Origin of the sequence: Acinetobacter sp. ESBL14 (assembly GCF_036668815.1) — a bacterium.
GTDB lineage: Bacteria > Pseudomonadota > Gammaproteobacteria > Pseudomonadales > Moraxellaceae > Acinetobacter > Acinetobacter gyllenbergii.
Window position 1 is genome coordinate 557,335 of record NZ_JAZEVS010000002.1, and the last position, 20,840, is coordinate 578,174.

Sequence of the window (20,840 nt, forward strand, 5' to 3'; positions counted from 1 at the left end):
TTGATAATTATTATCGTTATCAATAGCTTTTAATGTTGTATAAAGAGCTGTATATATTTAATTTATTGAAATATATTGATATTTAATGAGATTGGTATTTTTGATTAATAATTGGACGAAATGATAATGTAGTGATGGTTATATTTAAAATATTGATATATTTGATTTTACATAAGTTTTTATAAAAAATTGTGCTGTATAGAGAAGGTATATCAAAATTATGTTCTTGGAAAAGTTTTTAAAGGAACTTTTGAGTTCATTGTTATTTTGGGAGCGTATAAAAAAACCTGCATATGCAGGTTTTTTTTGAAGCTTAATCAATATTCAATTAGAAGTCATACGACACTGATAACCAGAAGTTACGACCTGCAAGATAAGTGCCCGACATTCCTGAGCCAATCATCATATAGTCATAATAAGAGGCTGGATTTCCGTTTGAATCAGTATATGAACCATTGCTGGTGAAGTCTTTGTCGAGCAAATTATTCACTGCTCCATTAAAGCGTAATTGATCATTCACACTATAGCTTGCGCCTAGGTTGAATAAGTTATAACCCTTTAACTTGTTGTTGGTTGCATTGTAAATAATAGCGGCATCACCTGTAGTTTGTACGCTGTCGTAGCGTTTACGCTCAGATTTATACTCATGTTGTAACCATAGATCAAAGGCATCATTGATATGCCAAGTTGAGGTCATATTAAATGCATTTTTAGGGACATTACTTAGATATGAACCTTTATTCTTACCTTTGGTAATTTCGGTTTCCATATAGGTATATGCCGCTTTGATATCCCATTCAGGAATAATGCTGTATTTTAAGCTGAGTTCAACACCTTTGGTTTCGGCTTCGTCTGCATTAATTTTTTGTGCAAAAGTATCTTGTTGGGTGATATGTGATCCATAACTTACACAACCAGGACGGTTTGGGGTTTCTCCATAAAAACAGTTTAGTAATTCAGGCCCGTCAGTAATCAGATTCTTAATTTTATTAAAGAATGCTGTGGTGGTCAGATCGAGATTACCATTGTTATAATTGAAGCCAAGTTCATAGTTGGTTGACTCTTCAGGTTTTAGGTTCGGTGAGCCAATGTTAAAAGATGTACCTTGCCCACTAATACTGATAATGCCATTGTGAAGATCTTTTGCTGAAGGGGCTTTATAACCTGTGCTCACGCCACCTTTAAATGTAAGTTCGTCATTTGCATTCCAAACTAAGTAGGCGCGTGGACTAAATTGACCACCAAAACCCGAGTGATCTTCATAACGACCTCCAAGGGTAAAACCGAGGTTGTCGAGAATACGCCATTCATCTTCTGCATAGATAGAGAAAGAGTCTTTCTTGAATGTCGCGCCAATGCCTGCAATATCATCTGCAATTTTAGCTTCTTTATATTCAGCACCAACAGTGAGTTTATGATTTGCAATTGGCATCACAACATGTGAGTCAGCGACGAAATCGGTATTCTCTAGTTTACGATCAGCACCTTCTGAGGCATTATTTGGAAAGGTTCTAAATGGAACAGTACGTCCGATAGTCTCTGTTTTCGTTTTACTAATATAAGATGACCACTGACCAAAATTATAATCACCGTCATGACCAATGGCTATTTGGTCACGTTTAAATTCTAATTTATCTTTATAGCCTGTAGCAGCAAGTCTTGAAGCACCTCGCGGTATTGTAGTCCAGTCTTCTGTACCTAAACGATTATCATCATTTTTATAGGTTTGGCTGGAGTGGAAACCATCAACCCAAAAATTATTTTGCTCATTTAATTTAAAGGATAGTTTTCCACCGACATCGTAGATATCTGCTTCGCTTGGGCGTGGATCACGACCAGAGGTACCGGGAATTCGTTCAGATTTTTGACGATCTAAGTAAGAACCACGTAGCTGCACGCCTAGCTTGTCTTGAATAATCGGACCATTGACCACGACACTGGTTTTCCATGAATCCGCTTCACCGCCATGTTCCATGACATTGCCACTGACGGTGACATTGCCATTCCATTCATTACTAATTTTCTTGGTAATAATGTTAATTACACCCCCCATCGCTTCTGAACCATAGCGCGTTGCCATTGGTCCACGAATCACTTCAATTCTTTCGATTGACGCGAGTGGAGGTAAGAAACCATTTGCAGATTCACCAAAACCATTTGGGGTGACATCTGAAGAGGTGGTTTGGCGACGGCCATCAATCAAAATTAGGCTGTATTCACTGCCTAAACCACGCATTTTTATATTTAAACCCGATGTTTTTCCAATACCGTCACGGATATCAATGCCTGGAACATCTGCGAGTAGATCAGCAATGCTGGTTGCATTTTTCTTTTCAATATCTTCTTTTGTGACCACGCTAATCGAAGCGGGTGCATTTTTAATATCTTGTTCAAAACCCGCGGCTGATACAACAATCGTTGCAAGTTGATGGGTATTGGTATTTTCAGATGCTGTCGTTGTTTCTGCAAAAACAGATGTGGTCATCGCCCCGAGTAATGCGAATGAAAGAGGGTGCAAATTAAATTTACTCATAACTAGAGTTCCAAAGCTGGACGAGAAAAATAGAACAACTGTTCAAAAAGAATGCAAAGTATAGTGATAATACTTATCACTAACAACAAAAAATAACGTTTGTTTTAAGATTCATTTAAGAAAACTGTGTTTTTGGCTAAAATGAGAAATAAATTTGCTTTTTTAGCATCCGATTTTGTATATCCAGAAAGTTGTCATATAATGTGGCACTTTAAAAATTGTTATTACTAACTAATATCGAGGAAGCCATGCAAGTAACGACTGAAGCGGTTTCGGGCGTTGCCCGTCGTTTAAATGTTTCTGTACCGACGAGCCGTGTTAACGAGCAGTTTGAAGCTCGCTTACAACGCACTGCCAAAACTGTGAAGATCAACGGCTTCCGTCCAGGTAAAGTGCCTTTGAATGTTGTTCGCCGTGAATATGGTGCGGGCATTTATCAAGAAGTTGTGAATGACATCATTCGCGACAGCGTATTTGAAGCAATTCAACAAGAAAAAATCAATGCGGTCGGTATGCCGAACATTGAGAAAGTTGAAAACAAAGATGATGCTTTAGTTTTTGAAGCAACTGTAGAAGTTTATCCAGAAGTTGAAGTGAAAGCTTTTGCTGACTTGGAAGTTGAGCGTAAATCATCAGAAATCAACGACAAAGACGTTGATGTCATGATCGAGAACTTGCAAAAACAACGTCAAACTTGGGCAGTGACCAAAGGTATGGCGAAGAAAGACATGCAAGTGACTTTCGACTTCGAAGGGACTGTTGATGGTGAGAAGTTTGAAGGCGGCGCTGCTGAAGACTTTAAACTTGTACTTGGTTCAGGTCGTATGATCCCAGGTTTTGAAGATGGTATCGTTGGTATGAAAGCTGGCGAAGAGAAAGTGATTGATGTGACTTTCCCTGAAGATTACCAAGCTGAAAACTTAGCGGGTAAAGCGGCTCAATTCAAAATCACTGTGAAGCAAGTTGAAAAAGCAAAACTTCCAGAAATCGATGCTGAATTCTTAAAAATCTTTGGTTTGACTGAAGAAGAAGGCTTAGACAAGTTAAAAGCTGACGTTCGTAAAAATATGGAACGTGAAGTTCGTAACGGTCTTCGTAACCAAGTTAAACAAGCTGCATTTGATGCACTTGTTGCTGCAAACGAAATCGAAGTTCCAGCTTCAATGGTTGCTCAAGAAATTGACCGTCAACGTCAACAAATGATCCAACAGTTCACTCAACAGTTTGGTGCTCAAGGTGCAGGCGCATTTGACAGCAGCATGCTTCCAGATGAATTGTTCAAAGAACAAGCTGAAAAATCAGTGAAGCTTGGCGTATTGGTAAGCAAAGTATTGGCTGATGCTAAACTTGAAGTTGACCAAGCACGTGTTGATGCTTACATCGATGACATGGCTTCTTCTTATGAAGATCCAACAGAAGTGGTTGAATACTTCAAAAATGATAAGCAGCAACGTGCTCAAATTGAAGCAGTTGTGTTAGAAGACCAAGTGGTTGATCACATCTTAGCTGCGGCTAAAGTAAGTGATGTAGCGATCAGCTATGAAGACTTATTAAAAGAACAACAAGCTCGTCGTGGCTAATCTTTTAAAAAGTTGATGAAAGAAAAAGGCGCTTAATGCGCCTTTTTCTTTTAGGCTTTGCTCCACTTTTATTGATGCATTTTGTGATCAGCCAAAACATCGTGGAAAGTGCTGCAAAGCCTCTGTTATGAAAGTGTTAATTTAATTCGAAATTGCCAGATTTTAGTCTAAAAAATCGAATATTTCAGATTGAAACTTTTGCAATTTCATTGATTATCCCTCATATTGTTGGCATAGATCGAGTCACAATAATTTAGGAATAAGTAAACGTATGTATGTTCCAACAATTGAAAATGCTTTAGTTCCTGTTGTCGTTGAGCAATCATCTCGTGGTGAGCGTTCATTTGATATTTATTCACGTCTATTACGTGAGCGTGTTATTTTCTTAACGGGTGAAGTTGAAGATAACATGGCGAACTTAATCGTTGCGCAGATGTTATTCTTAGAAGCAGAAAATCCAGAAAAAGATATTCATCTCTATATTAATTCACCGGGTGGTTCAGTGACTGCGGGTATGGCGATTTATGACACCATGCAGTTTATTAAACCCGATGTTGTGACCTACTGTATGGGGCAAGCGGCATCAATGGGCGCGTTTCTATTGAATGCAGGTGCAAAAGGCAAGCGTTATTGCCTTGAAAATGCACGTGTGATGATTCACCAACCACTAGGTGGTTTTCGTGGTCAGGCGTCTGATATCGAAATTCACGCACGTGAAATTTTGTTTATCAAAGAACGTTTAAATCGTTTGATGGCTGAGCACAGTGGTCAAGATTATGAAACGGTTGCGCGCGACACAGATCGTGACAATTTCATGACTGCACAAGCAGCCAAAGAATATGGTTTAGTTGACCAGGTACTAAGCAAACGTCCGTAATTTTTAGGACCTAAGTTTAAGATTTAAGTTGTGGAGTAAATATGTCCGAACATCCTCAAGGACAAAAACATTGTTCATTTTGTGGTAAAACGCAATCTGAAGTTGGAAAGCTGATTGCAGGTGAGGACGCATATATTTGTAATGAGTGTGTAGATGTCTGCTTGGACTTGGTTCAAACCAGTCAACAAGTTGAAGCAGGGGATTGGGCAACCAAAGCCTTGCCGAAACCACATGAAATACGTGCTGCCTTAGACCAATATGTGATTGGGCAAGATGTTGCGAAGAAAACCTTATCGGTTGCAGTATATAACCATTATAAACGTTTGAAAGTGGGTCAGTCGACTCATGGGCATCAAGAGATTGAAATTGCGAAAAGTAATATTTTGCTGATCGGACCTACAGGTTCAGGTAAAACATTATTGGCGCAAACACTGGCTCGTTTGCTCGATGTGCCTTTTGCGATGGCAGATGCAACTACCTTAACCGAAGCGGGTTATGTGGGTGAAGATGTTGAAAACATCGTGCAAAAATTATTGCAAAAAGCGGATTACGATGTAGAGAAAGCACAAAAAGGCATTATCTACATTGATGAGATTGATAAGATTACTCGTAAATCTGAAAATCCATCGATTACCCGTGATGTGTCAGGCGAAGGCGTACAACAAGCATTATTGAAAATGATTGAAGGTACGGTTGCGTCTATTCCACCTCAAGGTGGTCGTAAGCATCCACAGCAAGAATTCATCCAAATTGATACAGCCAATATCCTGTTCATTTGTGGTGGTGCATTCTCTGGTTTGGAAAAAATCGTACAGCAACGCCAAGAGAAAGGCGGGATTGGTTTCACTGCAGATGTGAAGAATAAAGATGACAGTAAAAAAGTCTCTGAATTGTTCCGTCAGGTTGAAGCAACCGACTTGGTTAAATTCGGTTTGATTCCTGAATTTATCGGTCGTTTGCCTGTGATTGCAACTTTAGAAGAGCTGGATGAAGAAGCGTTGATGCAGATTCTGACAGAACCTAAAAATGCATTAACACGCCAGTATCAGTACCTGTTCACCATGGAAAATGTAGATCTGGTCTTTGATGAGTCTGCATTACGTGCCGTGGCGAAGAAAGCGCTTGAGCGTAATACTGGTGCGCGTGGTCTGCGTTCTATTCTAGAAAATGTGTTACTGGAAACCATGTATGACTTACCAAGTCGTACTGATGTGGGAACCGTGATTGTGGATGAGGCTGTCATTAATGGCACGGCTAAACCAACATTTAAAGCAGAGCGTTTGCCACAAGTCGGTACGCCAGAGCTGACTGAAAAGAAGGATTTGAAGGTGATTGATTCTAAATCAGCTTAATTCTCATTCATCTAAAAAAGCATGAAAGGCTTGGCTTTTCATGCTTTTTTTATTTGCAATTAGGCGTTGAGGTGTTAATCTTAAAAAATTGAAAAAATGTGCATAGTTTTGCGCGGTTAAAAATAAATCCAAGAAAACGCCTTGAGGGATGTCATGCGTTATTTAATATTGTCATTATGTTGTGCAGGGGTGTTGGCTGGCTGTCAAAGTCATAAGACAGTTGAAAATCCAACCGCACTGACTGCAACACTCCCCCCAGTTGATACAGCAAAAGAACCAGGTTTATTGGATCAATATCATGTTGGTGGCTTTAGTGTAGGTGGCTGGGTCAATCAAAAGTTAGGCCAATATTACGCACCAATTAAACCGCAAAATGAACAAGCTGCGGTGGTCTATTTATATCGTCCAGATACGCGTTGGAATCGTCAAGAGATTGCAGCAGCCAATTTATTTATCAATGGGCACCGTATTCCGAGTTTATTGCATAATCACTATTATTGGCTGGAGCTTCCTGCGGGCACCTATCGCCTGAGTGTGAGTCGGCCTTTGGCAGGATTGCATTTCCAGAAGCCTAAATATTTAGATTTTACGGTCGATGCTGCACAAACCTACTTCATTAAATATGATGAAGAAAATAAGATTTCACGTAGTGAGCACACGGGCCCATTTATGATTACACCGGATAAGGTGGCACATCAAGAAATTGCCTTTACCCGATTAAAATCATCGAGCTATAACTTTGTGGCTCAGGATGCCTCAGGCAAAGTTCGTTCCAAACCACAAGAGTTAAAACCAGCCAAGTATGATGAAAAATCAGAAGTACATTTGGTTAAGCCATTTAAACTCTGGAATCCTTTAACTTGGTAGAAGAGAAGAGCTATTGGCTTATTCTTCCTGCATCAACGGTTGAATAATAGTGAGGAACTGCTGTTGCAGTTTCGAACTTTGCTCGGGGTCATTTAAGGTTTTTTGACTGAGATTATTCATATACTGAAAAACATTGGTGCTGATCTGCATGGTCTTTTGGTTGATGGATTGGCCTTCAGGTGTTTTTAAAAACTTTAAATAAGCCTGCACCTCTTCTTCACTAAGCGCGTCGGCATAAATTTTCTCAATTGCCTGTAGCGTTTCAGGACGAGCAAATACCTTGGAGCTGGTTTCTTTGAGTAGTTGACTCAGTTCTAAAACGGCGAGGTGCTCTTGAGTGGTGGTTAATTTTTCTTTTCCGAGTACCCGCAATAGAATATTTTCAGCTTCGAGGTCAAGTGTCGGTTGCATTTCATCAAGTGACGTATTTAACACATGTTCAAGGTCACTGAGTTTAATCAGTTCCTTGACTGATTTACTATGAGCTGGGGCAGCAAAAGTACTTTGCATACTACCGAGAAGGCACAGTCCAATGACCAAGCTAAACATTGATTTATTCATCTGTCTATCACCTTATTCTTCTCATCATTTTTTATAATTTAGCAGAAGCTATAGGCAAAAAAATAGCCGAATACGATGATTCGGCTAGGTGAATTGTATGAATATTATGATGCCGTGAAATTGTTGACGAGAAGCTTAATAAGCGGGATATTTAATTGAGCATAAATGAAGCCGTCACTTTAGTCAGCGTGTATATTATCTTTATTTACTTTTTCTTTCCGTTCAAACAGAGGCATAAGAATTTTTTCGATTTTCTGATTAACTTCTTTTTGGATTTTTGGGTCCTGCATCATTTGACTCGACATCTCCATACTATTCTGCATAATTTTACTCATCAGCAAGCTATTTTTCTTATTGATTGATTGTCCGATAGGCGTTTCAAGGAATTGAATATTTGCTAAAACTTCTTCTTCTGTAAAAGTTTGCATATAGGTATTTTTCAGCATTTGCAGAAACTTTGGATCAGAGATGAGTTTATTGCTAAACGATTCAGTGACATCCGCAATTTGATGCGCGGCTTTTTTTTCTTCAGCATTCAATGTTAATGTGTTGAAGATTTTTTTGAGCATCTCTTCCGCTTGCTTGTCGTAAACGGGGCGCATTTCTTTTTGAGATTGAGCCAATGTTGCTTTTATATCACTGAGTTCCATTGCTCTTTCTACGGAAGTGCTGGTGGCAGGTTGAGCAAAAATAGAAAAACTGCAGACAGATAAGAGGATGCAACTGAGTGTTTGATTGAATTTTTTCATAAGATATTGAGTGATCTTTAATCTAAGAATAAGAGTGTTCTGAGTAAAAAATACTTGATATTGGATTCTAGCATGTTGGAATGGAAAAGAATAAAGGCTCCGTGATTCGCGTTTTATAGATCTACAAAAGAATAGGTCACCAATATGCTTTTCATAGATGATCTTGCCTTCAGGGGAGAGCTGAATTTTTGGATTGAATGAGATGCTATGGTCTTATTTCGGTGTCAAAGGCTCTAATAGTTCGATGATTTGTTGTTCCAACTGTTGATCTTTTTTGATCTGTGCATTGCTATAGCTTTGGTCTTGCTGATCTTGAATGGATTTTAGATTTTGTTTGAAAAAGTCTAGTGCTAATGGATGCTCGTAAATGTTGAGTAAATGAACCAGTTCTTCTTCCTGATAAAATTGTAAGTAAGGTTGGATGAGTCGTTGTATATAGTACTTCTTAAAATCTTGACTGTGCATGAGAGTGAGTAATTGTTGTTCTATTTTATTTTGATAATAGATTTTATCCTCAACTAAATCGCTAGCGGGAATGTTTTGCAGAAGACTCTGGCTATAGCGTTGCGCTAAACGTTTCGTTTGATAGTGCTGAATGGTTTGATCAAATTGACTTGCTTTTAAAACATCAGTTGCTGTTGCCTGAGTTGCAGGCAATGCAAAGCTTGAAGCGCTAATACTCAATAATAAAATATTAAGAATTAAAAACTTAGGGTTTATATTGAACAACATTATAATTCTCTTATCGCTTGTGGATTTTTATAGGTCAGAATATTTCGAAAAATTTGAAGCATGAATTGTTGTTCATCTAAATAATCTGTTAAAAGCTGAGAGAGATGATTTGCAAAATATAATTCTTTTAGAATGTTCTTCTCGACCAATGCTTGTCCTGTTTTTGTTTGATAATGCTCAATAAAGTAGAGCAGACTTTCATTGGAAACATACTGCTGAAGTTGTTTAAATGTAACCTGATCAGGCTGTTCTGGTGAGCGAAAGAGAGGATCATTTTTAAGATAGAGTTCTGCTATTTTTTCAGCAACTTGATATTGTTCTGGCGTAAGTAAACTTGGATCCAGTATAGGTGCCTGAATATGGTAGAGGACGCGCTGAGTGGCAAGATTGAGATAATACGCTTTTCGAATTTGGTATAACTGTTCAAATGTTTCTTTTGAATGTGTGACTTCAAGGTATTTGCGTATAGTTTCTGGCTGGGCAGGTTTGGCCCAAGTGTTAGTTAAACCGAAAAACAAAAATCCAAGCAAGAAAATCCACGTATATTGAGAATGCATGAGCGCCCATTTAAGTATTATTTAAATATGTCATGATTAAATTTAAAAGGAGCATCGATCTGATGCTCCTTTTTTTGATCTTTATGATACAGCAGCGTCAACCACTGGAATCTTACCGATTTTCGCTTGCCAGATTTTTGGTGCTGTTGCATGGATTGATGTTCCATTCACATCAACCGCAACAGAAACAGGCATGTCTTCAACCACGAATTTGTAGATAGCTTCCATACCTAAATCAGCAAAGGCTACGACTTCCGCTTCACGGACTGCTTTAGATACAAGGTAAGCAGCACCACCCACAGCCATCAAGTAAGTTGCTTGATTGTCTTTGATCGCTTCAATTGCAGCAGGACCACGGTCTGCTTTACCAATCATACCGAATAAGCCAGTTGCTTCTAACACTTGACGAGTGAACTTATCCATACGGGTTGCAGTGGTTGGGCCAGCAGGACCAACAACTTCATCGCCCACTGGATCGACTGGACCCACGTAATAAATGAATTTACCTTTTAAGTCGACTGGAAGTTCTTCGCCATTGTTTAACATGTCAACCATGCGCTTATGTGCAGCATCACGACCTGTATAAATAGTACCGTTCAATAATAAGGTATCGCCTGGCTTCCAAGCATTCATTTCTTCTTGAGTAATGGTATCTAGGTTGACACGCTTCGATTGAGAAGAATCCCATGTTACGGCAGGGTAGTCTTCAAGTTTTGGTGCTTGAATATGTGCAACGCCAGTACCATCTAATTGGAAGTGGGCGTGACGAGTCGCGGCACAGTTCGGAATCATACCGACTGGCTTACCTGCTGCGTGACATGGATAATCCTTGATTTTAATATCAAGGACTGTGGTTAAACCACCAAGACCCTGTGCACCAATACCCAATGCATTCACTTTCTCGAAGATCTCGATACGGAGTTCTTCCATTTTGCTTTGTGGGCCACGACGAAGTAATTCGTCCATGTTGATTTCTTCCATAAGTGCTTCTTTTGCAAGCATCATGGCTTTTTCAGCAGTACCACCGATACCAATACCGAGCATACCTGGTGGACACCAACCTGCACCCATAGTTGGAACAGTTTTAAGTACCCAATCCACGATTGAATCAGATGGGTTTAACATCGCAAGTTTAGATTTATTTTCTGAACCACCACCCTTTGCTGCAACGGTAATATCAACTTTATTACCAGGAACGAGTTTGTAGTGAATCACGGCAGGGGTGTTATCTTTGGTATTTTTACGACCAAAAGCTGGATCTGCTAAAACCGATGCACGAAGGACGTTTGAGTTCTCTAGATAACCTTGGCGTACACCTTCGTTGACTGCATCATCTAAGCTCATGCTTAAATCAAATTTAACATCTAAGCCGACTTCAAGGAAAACGTTAACGATCCCTGTATCCTGACAGATTGGTCGGTGACCTTCAGCACACATACGTGAGTTGATCAGGATTTGGGCAATAGCATCTTTTGCAGCTTTGTTTTCTTCACGATCGTAAGCACGGCTCATCGCTTGGATGAAGTCTTGTGGGTGATAGTAAGAAATAAACTGCAGGGCATCCTTGATTGATGTAATCAAGTCATCTTGTTTGATGATCGTTGTCATATCAAATTTCTCTTGAGCGGGCGATTAGCTGGCGGGCTAAATTATATGACAAAAAGGAATGAATGTGGGAGTTTTAGCTTAGATTTGGCTAAAGGTCTAAAGCGAAGCTTTGATCTAAATCGCAGCAACAAAAGATGCGCTGTGGATTTTAGTTTTTTCTCAGTTGAGATGGGCTATAGCCAAACTGTTTCTTAAAGCGATGGCTAAAATGGCTGCTTGAGCTAAATCCATATTGTACTGCGATCTCTGTCAGATTCGTTGTGGTCTGTTCAAGTGCTTGATGAGCACGTTCAAGACGGCGTTGCATCACATATTGATGCGGTGGCATCTGCATCGATTGTTTAAACATATGCGCAAAATGATATTCGCTGAGTTGCGCTTGCTGAGCCAGATCAGATAAGGTCAGACTCAAATGGAGATGTTGATCAATCCATTCTAATAGCTGTTTAAGAATATAGGGAGAGAGCCCACCTTTGACTTCGGGGGCTTGCCATTGCGCATGACTATAATTTTTAATTAAATGATTGAGTAATAGCGTCGTCGCCGTACTCATTTGCAAATGGTTTTCACGTTCTTGCCATGCACCATTGAGTAAAAAGTGCCGATAGATCATGGAAATTTGTGGGTCAGCCACAAAAATTTGTGGATTTAAAATGATTTGGCTGGGTTCGCGATCCCAGACTTGTTCGGCCACACGTTGTAAGTGTTGTTCGGTGTAATACAGATGTACGAAGGTGAGTGGATCACGGAGATCCCAAGTCGACTCGAAATCTTGTGGCATCAGGCACATACGGTCAGGGCCGCCGCCATTGTGCCAGCCCTGTTGGGTTTTTTGATAGCTTTCATAGCCGCCCTGAATATACATGCTCAAGGTATGGTGGTTGCTACAGACGCTGACTCGGTCTTGGTTATTGTGCCACATGGCCAACTGCATGCCCGAACCCAGTTCTACAGAGTCGAGTAATTGCGCTTTATATTGCTGTAATTGATCTAGAATCTGATATTTCATCTTCTATACGCAGTGCCAAATATGATCCAGTTTAGTGTAGAACTTTCAGCCAGTTTTGTCATCTGGTCAAAAAATTTCTAGAAAAACGCAAATCCATGACAATCATCGCAAGATGGTGCAAGTAATCATGACCGCAAAAGCAGCAAAATAGTTGTTGAGGTAATTGAGTTTGGTTCTAATGATATGAATGCGCTGTTATATGCTTTGGTTGTGGTGATCTGGGGCACCACATGGATTGCGATTAGTCTGCAACAACAAAGTGGGATATCAGCCAGTGTTGCGGTGTTCTGGCGTTTTTTTATTTCCGCAATGGTGTTATTTGTTTTCGTCGCTTTGAGCCGAAAGTTGCAGAAACTAGCAGGCAAAGATCATCTATTTTGTATGTTACAGGCCTGCTGTATTTTTGGCTTTAACTTTGTCTGTTTTTATTATGCGGTGCAATATATCAGTAGTGGTTTGGAAGCGGTAATCTTCTCCATGGCGGTGATTTTCAATACCATCAACGCTAAGCTCTTCTTTGCCCAGCAAGTATCAACGCGCTTTTATCCTGCGGCATTATTGGGGGTGCTCGGGATTATTGCTTTGTTCTGGCATGACGTGGTGGGCACCACTTTAAACAGCAATACATTGATCGGTATTGGCCTATGTATTTTAGGGACTTATGGTTTCTCTTTGGGCAATATGATCAGTACACGCCATCAAAAACATGGCTTGGATATATTTACCACCAATGCCTACGGGATGTTGTATGGCTCACTGCTGATGGCCTTGATCTCATGGTTTAGACAGGATGAGTTTTTTCCAAGCATGCAATTCAGTGCAATCAGTGCTTTACTGTATCTCGCGATCTTTGGTTCGGTGATAGGTTTTACCGCCTATTTCTATTTGGTCGGACGGATTGGTGCAGGTAAAGCGGCCTATAGCACCTTATTATTTCCTTTGGTCGCATTGGTGATTTCGACGGTATGGGAGGATTATCACTGGCACATGAATGCGGTGATCGGAGTCATTTTAATTCTATGCGGGAATGCAATTTTCTTTGTAAAAGGACCGCAAACCAAGAAAATTCAGACATTAAATAAGCCAGAATCTTGTTAAGATTTTGCTCAATCGCTTTAAAAAAAGAATGACTCATAATAGGCAATGACATGGTACAGGAACATCTAGCACAGCATATTATTGAACTCTATCAGACGCATGCTCGTGAATGGATTGAACGACGGGGAACCACTCTTGCTGAGAAAGTCTGGCTCGATCGTTTTCTCAGTCTGCTGCCAAACTCGGCGCATATTTTGGATTTGGGCTGTGGTTCAGCTCAACCTATTGCTGCCTATTTTATTGCTCAAGGACATCAGGTAACAGGTGTTGATGCTTCGGAATACATGATTGAAATGGCACGGCAGTCTTTCCCTGAACAGGTCTGGGTGCAGCAAGATTTTCGGGAGTACTTTACTGAACAAAAGTTTCAAGGGATTGTTGCGTGGGATAGTTTCTTCCACTTCACCCAAGATGATCAACGCAACATGTTTAAACGTTTTGCCGAATATGCACAATCAGGTACTGCTTTAATGTTTAGCAGTGGGCCTGCACAGGGCGAGGCAATTGGTGAACTCGGTGGAGAGCCACTGTATCATGCCAGCCTCTCAGCGGAGGAATATCAGACTTTGCTGCAACACAATGGGTTTAAACTGATTAAAATGATTGCTGAAGATGTTGAATGTACGGGACATACCATCTGGTTGGCTCAATACCACTCATGAAAAAGCCCTTTCAATCTAAAGGGCTTTTTCAATTTCAATCGAATAGTGGATTAATCTTGTTGCTTCGCCTGAATCGCAGTCAGGGCAATGGTAAACACAATATCATCGACCAAAGCACCACGAGACAAGTCATTCACAGGTTTATTTAAACCTTGTAGCATCGGGCCGACACTCACCACATTGGCAGCACGTTGTACTGCTTTATAGGTGGTGTTACCTGTGTTCAGATCAGGGAAAATAAATACATTGGCACGTCCTGCCACTTGAGAATCAGGCGCTTTTTGGCGGCCAACACTTTCAACCGAAGCGGCGTCGTATTGCAATGGACCATCAATCAAGAGGTCAGGACGGCGTTGCTGTGCAATTTTAGTTGCCTCAGCCACTTTCTCAACATCAGCGCCTGTGCCAGATGTGCCAGTAGAATAGCTGATCATGGCAATGCGTGGATCTAGACCAAAGGCCTTAGCTGAATCTGCCGATTGAATCGCAATCTCCGCAAGTTGTTCTGCATTTGGATCTGGATTGATGGCACAGTCACCATAGACATAGACTTCATCAGGCAACAACATAAAGAAAATGGATGAGACCAGTGAGTAATTCGGAGCGGTCTTAATCAGCTGGAATGCTGGACGCACGGTATTGGCAGTGGTATGAATTGCCCCAGATACCAAACCATCGACTTGATCGAGTGCCAACATCATGGTGCCGAGTACTACGGTATCTTGCAACTGTGCTTTGGCTTGTAAGGCATCGAGTTTACCTTTACGCAGTTCCACCATCGGTTCGATATATTGATCACGGATGCTATCTGGATCAATGATCTGCAAATCTTCAGGCAACTGAATACCGCGTGCTTTCGCCACTTCGGCAACCGATTCAGGCTTTGCCAATAAAATACACTGTGCAATGCCGCGGGTTTGACAAATCACAGCCGCTTGTACGGTACGTGGCTCATCACCCTCTGGCAGGACGATACGTTTTTTCGCGGAAATGGATTTTTGTACCAACTCGTAACGGAACGCTGAAGGCGATAAGCGTGGATGTAGGTTGTTTTGGGTATGTTGATCGAGCCAATTGCTATCTAAATGACTGGATACGAAACGCGTGACTTGCTCGGCACGCTCAGTATCATCAATGGGAATTTCATTACCAAAGCGATGCAGCAGTTGTGCTGTTTCTAAGGTATCTAAAGGCGTGTGTAAGATCGGGAGCCCTTGCTTAATCGCACTTTGGCAAAATTCCACGACATTGCTTGCAGGTGCAGCTTGCTCAGTCAATACTAAACCCGCGAGTGGTGTACCATTGCTGCTGGCAAGACTGGCTGCCAAGATTGCATCGGTGCGTTGTGAGGCGCTAATAATCAATTCACCGGCAACGAATTTATGCAGTTCAGACTCGATATTCGAGGCAATTAAACTGGTATGCAAAATACGCCGTTGTTTCGCTTCACCTTGATGCAACCATGTGCCATTGATGATTGGAGCGATATCTAAACTACGTGGCACGCTGAGGGTATTGCTGAATGGAACAAGTCCGATAATCGGGAGTTCATCTGTTCCCATGAAACGGTTATAGCGTTGTAATTCCAGTGCAAATGCATTGATGTGTTGATCAAGGCGCAGACTCGGATCAAGTGTGACCGGAATTTCAGCCGTACCCTCAGGCAAGCCTTTGGTTCGCATAAACAACACGCCTGTGGTGCGTGCCGAAGCTGCACCACCGAATTGACGTAAATGCGCATCGACTCTTTCTGCTGTTTTACGTGGATCAGCTAAATCTGCGGTGCTGACCAAAACCACTTGTGCATCCAGTGCTTGTGCAAGTGCAGCATTGATTTCACTGACAAAATGATCTTGTCCATTCGGTACTAAACCTTCAACGATAATCACATCATGATCAGCTGAAATTTGACGGTGTAGTGCAACCGCCTCCTCAAGTAATTCATCGGTTTCACCCAAGGCAATCAGTTGTGTTAGTCGCTCATAGGTGATTGGCTCAGCAGATTTATGCTGAAATAAATGGCGATAGAGTGTCGTGGTACGGTCAACCGTGGTGTCTGCTATTTGAGAATAGGGTTTTAAAAAACCCGCATTGATCCCTTTGCAATCTAAAGCGTAGATCATACCTAAGCAGGCTGAAGTTAAGCCGACACCTTCACCTGTGGGGATGAGTAAAATCGTATTCATAGTGACCTTAAAATTGTCTAATATTTTGATTAAATCGTATGTTCAAGTACTTGGCGTGTTTCTTTGGCAATACGACCTTCTTCATCAGTTGGAATCACCCAAATTTGTGGACCTGCACCATTGTCGATACGACCTTCTGTGCCACGAGCTAAAGCATTATTTTTCTCTTTGCTAAACTGCAAGCCAAAGTGAGCTAAATAGCCTAAAGTTTTTTCACGGACATAAGCCGAGTTTTCGCCAATACCACCTGTAAAGACTAAACCATCTAAACGTGGTAGACCGCAACTCAAAGCCGATAAAGATTTGGCTAAGCGATAGCAGAACACTTCAATGGCTAGGGTTGCACCTTCATGACCATTTTCAGAGGCTTCAACCAAGGTACGCATATCGTTGGATAAACCTGATAATCCCAATAAGCCACTTTCTTTATTCAGCATGCTGTCAATTTTCTGGATATCCCAACCCAAATTACTGGCAAGGAACAAATGTAAACTTGGATCGACATCGCCGCTACGTGTGCCCATCACCACGCCTTCAAGTGGCGTCATCCCCATTGAGGTATCGACGCTATGACCATTCCAGACGGCACAAGTCGAACTCCCATTACCTAAATGGGCACTCAACCAGCCGCCCTCATTTTTATGGCCTGCCAGTTCACTGGCGCGTTCAGTCACATAAGCATGGCTGGTGCCGTGGAAACCATAGCGACGTACTTGATGCTCGGTATACAGATATTGGGGTAGAGCATAGCGATAAGCACGTTCAGGCATGGTTTGGTGGAAGGCAGTATCAAAGACAGCCACTTGAGGCAATTGAGGGAACAGGCGCATGGTGGCCTCAATCCCAATCAAATGTGCAGGATTGTGCAGTGGTGCAAGAGGTGTTGCTGCTTCAATACGCTCAACCAGTTCAGGTGTAAGCAATTCTGCTTTGGTGATGTCGCCGCCGTGTACGACGCGGTGTCCAATCGCTTGTGGATTGTAATTGGCTAAACGTGCCAGCAAGGTTTCAAGGGCTTTGGCATGATCTGCATAAGGAATCGAGAGTTCTAATGGTTCGCCCCCAAGGGTGACGCCTTTAATGCGGGCATCTGCTGCGCCCAGGTTTTCTGCCAAACCGTAAATACGATCTTCACGACGTTCAGAAATGAGTGCGTATTTGATTGATGATGAACCACAGTTAATTACTAATACAGATATAGCCACGTTTGAACACCTAACAGATTTTAAATTTTATGATGAACATCTTGATTTTGCTGCAACGCATGAGGCAGTGGAATCAAGCGCAATGTTTTAACATGGGATGTCGTCTTGGCGAAGATAGACTTTAGCCTATACAACCCGTTTATAATTCAACCTATTCAGTATAGATTGGAAATGCTTGATTCTTTTGATTGATCTGTTGGTTTTATCATTATTTTTGTATGTAAATATATAAAAAACACGATAAAGATCAAATGAATGGCCTTTATCGTGTTTCTGTGTTCATATGCTCGGTTTGATTATTGGCGGATTTGACCGTCGCCAAATACAATCCATTTTTGCGAGGTTAAACCTTCAAGGCCAACTGGACCACGGGCATGAATTTTATCGGTTGAAATGCCAATTTCTGCACCTAAACCATATTCAAAGCCATCAGCGAAGCGGGTTGAAGCATTAATCATAACTGAGCTTGAATCCACACGCGCTAAGAACTCACGGGCTAGACTAAAGTTTTCGGTAATAATCGCATCGGTATGGTGTGAACCATATTTATTGATATGCTCAATCGCCTCATCCATCCCTGTGACCACTTTGACTGCAAGAATGGGACCGAGATATTCGGTATACCAATCTTCCTCTGTCGCTGTTTTTACAGATACGCCTAAAATACGCTGTGTTTCAGCACAACCACGCAGCTCAACTTGCTTTTCAGCATAGAGTTCAGCAATACGCGGTAAGAACTCTTCCGCAATCGCTTCATCGACCAATAAGGTTTCCATGGCATTGCATACGCCATAACGATGCGTTTTGGCATTGAGGGCAATTGGTAAGGCTTTTTGCAGGTCTGCTTGTGCTTCAACAAAAACATGGCAGTTGCCATCTAAGTGCTTAATCACAGGAATACGTGCTTCATTACTGATGCGTTCAATTAGACTTTTACCACCGCGTGGCACAATTACATCGACAAATTCAGTCATGGTGATCAGATGACCGACTGCGGCACGGTCAGGGGTATCGATCACTTGTACGGCATGTTCGGGTAGACCCGAGATTTGTAAGCCATGTTGAATCGCCGTTGCAATCGCCTTATTCGATTCAAGTGCTTCTGAGCCACCACGTAAAATAATGGCATTGCCAGATTTTAAAGCCAATGAAGCTGCTTCAAGTGTCACATTCGGTCTTGATTCATAGATCATTCCGATTACACCCAAAGGTACACGCATTTTTCCAAGCTGAATGCCTGAAGGGCGATAGGCTAAATCAGTAATTTCTCCGATGGGATCAATCAAGGCGATCACATCTTTTAAGCCTTGTAACATGCCTTTAAAACGTGCGGGGGTAAGCTCTAAACGATCGAGCAAAGCATTGTCCAATTGACGTTGACGACCATTGTCCATATCAATTTGATTGGCTGCTAAAATTTGGGCTTGATTATTTTCCAAAGCCGTATAGATTGCAGAGAGGGCATGGTTTTTCAAATGCGTCGACGCGCTCGTTAATATACGAGAGGCTTGACGTGCTTGAGCACCGACCTGTTGCATATAATTTTGAATAGAATCTTGCATAGCAGTTTGAGATTTGCATGTATTTATAAAGATAGTAACAGTCAACGGCTGAACAATGAATAGGCTGAACTGACAATTCAAAAAATTATGAAGCGTTAATTGGCACAAAAGTTTTTATTTTAGTATGACGAAGATATTGAATCTAAAGCTGAGATTACATATTTTGCAAAAGATTAATGTTCTAAACAAGATAAGTGGTTAAGGAAATGATTGCGTATAAAACGTGCATATGTATAGAATGAAAAAGTATAGGATAAATGTAATACAAATTTTATAAATTTGTTAACTTGCAAGTATAAATCGCTGAAAATGAGATTTTTGCAACAAAAAAATAAACAAGGATGGAGGAAGGACATGAATTCCATTATCCAAATGGACTCGGATATAAATCATACCTACACAGGCTTTGGTTTTTTCGACATTTACAATAAAAACAGTTTTAAGCAACCAGCGCGTACTACGTGGATCGATGGTTGGAAAATTGAATATATGGCAATTGCAGATCCGAAAACGATCCACAACACGCCGATTGTAATTGTCGGGGGCGCATTTCAAAATTTTAACTCTTATAAGTATTGTGTTGAGCAACTCTTTGAGAGTGGTCCTGTTATTTTAATCGATTTACCTTCAATGGGTGCGAATCAACAAATTCGCAATGTTGATACAGGTGAGTCTGCTGGCATTTTAGAACTGCCTGATTTATCTAAAATGCTTGGCCAATGGTTGGATATTGTTGGCATTGATAAAGTTTCAGTGATGGGCATGTCATTGGGTTCAGTGGTCGCTTCTTCCTTTGCAGACCAACGCCCTGAGCTGATCGACCGTATGGTATTGATGGGGGTGATGCAGAAGACTCGTAAGAGTTGGCGCATGCTGCTTGAAGAATCACTGCATTTAATGCGTGAAGACCGTATGGAGGAGTTCGGTCAAGCCGTGATTCTTTATTTGGTCAATCATGCCAAACTCGATAAAACTCGGATGTCGCCAACAGCAAAGCGTTTGTTCTTCAGACAGATGGCTGAGTTTAGTGCAACAGAACGTGAACGCTATGAAATCAACTGCAACCGTTTATTGCGTTTAAGTGATGTTCCTGTACCACAATGTAAAACGTTGGTTGCGGCAGGGCAGTATGACAGCTTTACTTTACCGCATGAAAATGCAGATTTTGCATTGCAGTGTCAGGATATGCAGTTTGCGTTGATTGCCAATGCAGATCATGTGCCGCAACTACAACGCCGTAAAGAAACCATGAATTTGTTTACCACCTTTTTAAAGGGAGAGTCCATCGAAAATCTGGATGGCATTATCTCGATGAGCCGTGAGCAAATGCAGCAGATTGAACGTCGTGGTGAAGAGCGTATTGCGGTATTACAGCCTGAAAGCAAGCTGTCGCATCGCCATCTTGCGACAGAAGCGAATGTGAAGATCGTTGATATCACTTTCTTTGGTGTGTATTTAAAGCTCCACAATATTGAACAGCTTGATTTTATCAATCAACACCCACGTGATTTAGCCCTGCATTTAGCTGATGAAGAAGGTGAGTTTAAAATTGAATGTTTAATCTTTGATGCAACTGAGCAAGGACTGCGCATCTTATTTAAACACGGTAGTTTTGATATTGCAGAGCGTTTGACTCGTTTTATTCAACGCCAGAAGCCAACTGAATAACGGGTAGTCCAAGATTAAAAAAAGTGGCAATTTG

The 20,840-nt window shown here is 41.2% G+C and carries 17 protein-coding genes; 7 read left to right on the top strand and 10 right to left on the bottom strand.

The window, feature by feature from the left end; genetic code table 11:
* Positions 1-328: 328 nt before the first annotated feature.
* Entirely contained in the window at positions 329-2,533 is a 2,205-nt protein-coding gene (locus V6E90_RS10850; protein WP_332605309.1) for a TonB-dependent receptor domain-containing protein, read from the bottom strand.
* Positions 2,534-2,781: 248 nt separating this feature from the next.
* Here V6E90_RS10850 and tig point away from each other — a divergent pair, with 248 nt between their 5' ends.
* The 4 genes from tig (at position 2,782) to V6E90_RS10870 (ending at position 7,209) form a co-directional block, all read left to right on the top strand.
* Positions 2,782-4,113 carry a trigger factor gene (gene tig / locus V6E90_RS10855; protein ID WP_004657817.1) on the top strand — a complete coding sequence of 444 codons (1,332 nt, stop codon included), beginning with the start codon at positions 2,782-2,784 and terminating at the stop codon, positions 4,111-4,113.
* 271 nt (positions 4,114-4,384) lie between these two features.
* Positions 4,385-4,990 (top strand): ATP-dependent Clp endopeptidase proteolytic subunit ClpP, encoded by a 606-nt coding sequence (gene clpP / locus V6E90_RS10860; RefSeq protein WP_004877521.1) that lies wholly within the window; start codon positions 4,385-4,387, stop codon positions 4,988-4,990.
* 41 nt (positions 4,991-5,031) lie between these two features.
* The gene (clpX, locus tag V6E90_RS10865; protein ID WP_016541515.1) at positions 5,032-6,342 is read left to right on the top strand and encodes an ATP-dependent Clp protease ATP-binding subunit ClpX; all 1,311 of its coding nucleotides are present in this window, start codon (positions 5,032-5,034) and stop codon (positions 6,340-6,342) included.
* 153 nt (positions 6,343-6,495) lie between these two features.
* Positions 6,496-7,209, top strand: a complete 714-nt coding sequence (locus V6E90_RS10870) for a DUF2846 domain-containing protein (protein ID WP_016541513.1) — start codon at positions 6,496-6,498, stop codon at positions 7,207-7,209.
* A gap of 18 nt (positions 7,210-7,227) precedes the next feature.
* Here the strand turns inward: V6E90_RS10870 and V6E90_RS10875 are convergent, their stop codons facing one another.
* The 6 genes from V6E90_RS10875 to V6E90_RS10900 form a co-directional block, all read right to left on the bottom strand.
* Entirely contained in the window at positions 7,228-7,770 is a 543-nt protein-coding gene (locus V6E90_RS10875) for a DUF2059 domain-containing protein (RefSeq protein ID WP_016541512.1), read from the bottom strand.
* Positions 7,771-7,949: 179 nt separating this feature from the next.
* Entirely contained in the window at positions 7,950-8,420 is a 471-nt protein-coding gene (locus V6E90_RS10880; protein ID WP_332605310.1) for a DUF2059 domain-containing protein, read from the bottom strand.
* Between the two features lie 312 nt (positions 8,421-8,732).
* Positions 8,733-9,251 carry a hypothetical protein gene (locus tag V6E90_RS10885; RefSeq protein ID WP_332605311.1) on the bottom strand — a complete coding sequence of 173 codons (519 nt, stop codon included), beginning with the start codon at positions 9,249-9,251 and terminating at the stop codon, positions 8,733-8,735.
* Positions 9,251-9,808, bottom strand: a complete 558-nt coding sequence (locus tag V6E90_RS10890) for a hypothetical protein (RefSeq protein WP_332605312.1) — start codon at positions 9,806-9,808, stop codon at positions 9,251-9,253. The genes V6E90_RS10885 and V6E90_RS10890 overlap by 1 nt, the downstream gene beginning before the upstream one ends.
* Positions 9,809-9,889: 81 nt before the next feature.
* On the bottom strand, positions 9,890-11,416 hold the full coding sequence (locus V6E90_RS10895; RefSeq protein ID WP_016541508.1) for a fumarate hydratase: 1,527 nt from the start codon (positions 11,414-11,416) through the stop codon (positions 9,890-9,892).
* A 148-nt stretch (positions 11,417-11,564) separates the two neighbouring features.
* On the bottom strand, positions 11,565-12,425 hold the full coding sequence (locus tag V6E90_RS10900; RefSeq protein WP_065343323.1) for an AraC family transcriptional regulator: 861 nt from the start codon (positions 12,423-12,425) through the stop codon (positions 11,565-11,567).
* Between the two features lie 183 nt (positions 12,426-12,608).
* On the opposite strand from V6E90_RS10900, the gene V6E90_RS10905 reads away from it, so the two are divergent.
* Together V6E90_RS10905 and V6E90_RS10910 are read left to right on the top strand one after the other, a co-directional pair.
* Positions 12,609-13,523: a DMT family transporter gene (locus tag V6E90_RS10905; protein ID WP_033134117.1), complete on the top strand. Its 915-nt coding sequence runs from the start codon at positions 12,609-12,611 to the stop codon at positions 13,521-13,523.
* 50 nt (positions 13,524-13,573) lie between these two features.
* Positions 13,574-14,185 carry a class I SAM-dependent methyltransferase gene (locus V6E90_RS10910; RefSeq protein ID WP_332605314.1) on the top strand — a complete coding sequence of 204 codons (612 nt, stop codon included), beginning with the start codon at positions 13,574-13,576 and terminating at the stop codon, positions 14,183-14,185.
* Between the two features lie 50 nt (positions 14,186-14,235).
* On the opposite strand, the gene pta is transcribed toward V6E90_RS10910, so the two are convergent.
* From pta to V6E90_RS10925, 3 genes are all read right to left on the bottom strand, one after another.
* Positions 14,236-16,371: a phosphate acetyltransferase gene (pta, locus tag V6E90_RS10915; protein ID WP_065343326.1), complete on the bottom strand. Its 2,136-nt coding sequence runs from the start codon at positions 16,369-16,371 to the stop codon at positions 14,236-14,238.
* A gap of 29 nt (positions 16,372-16,400) precedes the next feature.
* Complete coding sequence (locus V6E90_RS10920) at positions 16,401-17,576, bottom strand: acetate/propionate family kinase (RefSeq protein WP_332605315.1); 1,176 nt, start codon at positions 17,574-17,576, stop codon at positions 16,401-16,403.
* Between the two features lie 296 nt (positions 17,577-17,872).
* Positions 17,873-19,138 (bottom strand): glutamate-5-semialdehyde dehydrogenase, encoded by a 1,266-nt coding sequence (locus V6E90_RS10925; RefSeq protein ID WP_023271328.1) that lies wholly within the window; start codon positions 19,136-19,138, stop codon positions 17,873-17,875.
* A gap of 354 nt (positions 19,139-19,492) precedes the next feature.
* Between V6E90_RS10925 and V6E90_RS10930 the strand changes: the two genes are divergently transcribed.
* Complete coding sequence (locus V6E90_RS10930; RefSeq protein ID WP_332605316.1) at positions 19,493-20,806, top strand: alpha/beta fold hydrolase; 1,314 nt, start codon at positions 19,493-19,495, stop codon at positions 20,804-20,806.
* Positions 20,807-20,840: the final 34 nt, after the last annotated feature.

Bases quoted from the DNA above. Each gene is read 5' to 3' on its own strand.
- V6E90_RS10895 (WP_016541508.1), bottom strand. From the start codon at position 11,416: ATGACAACGATCATCAAACAAGATGACTTGATTACATCAATCAAGGAT.
- V6E90_RS10890 (WP_332605312.1), bottom strand. From the start codon at position 9,808: ATGCATTCTCAATATACGTGGATTTTCTTGCTTGGATTTTTGTTTTTC.
- V6E90_RS10925 (WP_023271328.1), bottom strand. From the start codon at position 19,138: ATGCAAGATTCTATTCAAAATTATATGCAACAGGTCGGTGCTCAAGCA.
- tig (WP_004657817.1), top strand. From the start codon at position 2,782: ATGCAAGTAACGACTGAAGCGGTTTCGGGCGTTGCCCGTCGTTTAAAT.
- V6E90_RS10880 (WP_332605310.1), bottom strand. From the start codon at position 8,420: ATGGAACTCAGTGATATAAAAGCAACATTGGCTCAATCTCAAAAAGAA.
- V6E90_RS10875 (WP_016541512.1), bottom strand. From the start codon at position 7,770: ATGAATAAATCAATGTTTAGCTTGGTCATTGGACTGTGCCTTCTCGGT.
- V6E90_RS10905 (WP_033134117.1), top strand. From the start codon at position 12,609: ATGAATGCGCTGTTATATGCTTTGGTTGTGGTGATCTGGGGCACCACA.
- V6E90_RS10885 (WP_332605311.1), bottom strand. From the start codon at position 9,251: ATGTTGTTCAATATAAACCCTAAGTTTTTAATTCTTAATATTTTATTA.
- clpP (WP_004877521.1), top strand. From the start codon at position 4,385: ATGTATGTTCCAACAATTGAAAATGCTTTAGTTCCTGTTGTCGTTGAG.
- pta (WP_065343326.1), bottom strand. From the start codon at position 16,371: ATGAATACGATTTTACTCATCCCCACAGGTGAAGGTGTCGGCTTAACT.
- V6E90_RS10910 (WP_332605314.1), top strand. From the start codon at position 13,574: ATGGTACAGGAACATCTAGCACAGCATATTATTGAACTCTATCAGACG.
- V6E90_RS10870 (WP_016541513.1), top strand. From the start codon at position 6,496: ATGCGTTATTTAATATTGTCATTATGTTGTGCAGGGGTGTTGGCTGGC.
- V6E90_RS10850 (WP_332605309.1), bottom strand. From the start codon at position 2,533: ATGAGTAAATTTAATTTGCACCCTCTTTCATTCGCATTACTCGGGGCG.
- V6E90_RS10930 (WP_332605316.1), top strand. From the start codon at position 19,493: ATGAATTCCATTATCCAAATGGACTCGGATATAAATCATACCTACACA.
- V6E90_RS10900 (WP_065343323.1), bottom strand. From the start codon at position 12,425: ATGAAATATCAGATTCTAGATCAATTACAGCAATATAAAGCGCAATTA.
- clpX (WP_016541515.1), top strand. From the start codon at position 5,032: ATGTCCGAACATCCTCAAGGACAAAAACATTGTTCATTTTGTGGTAAA.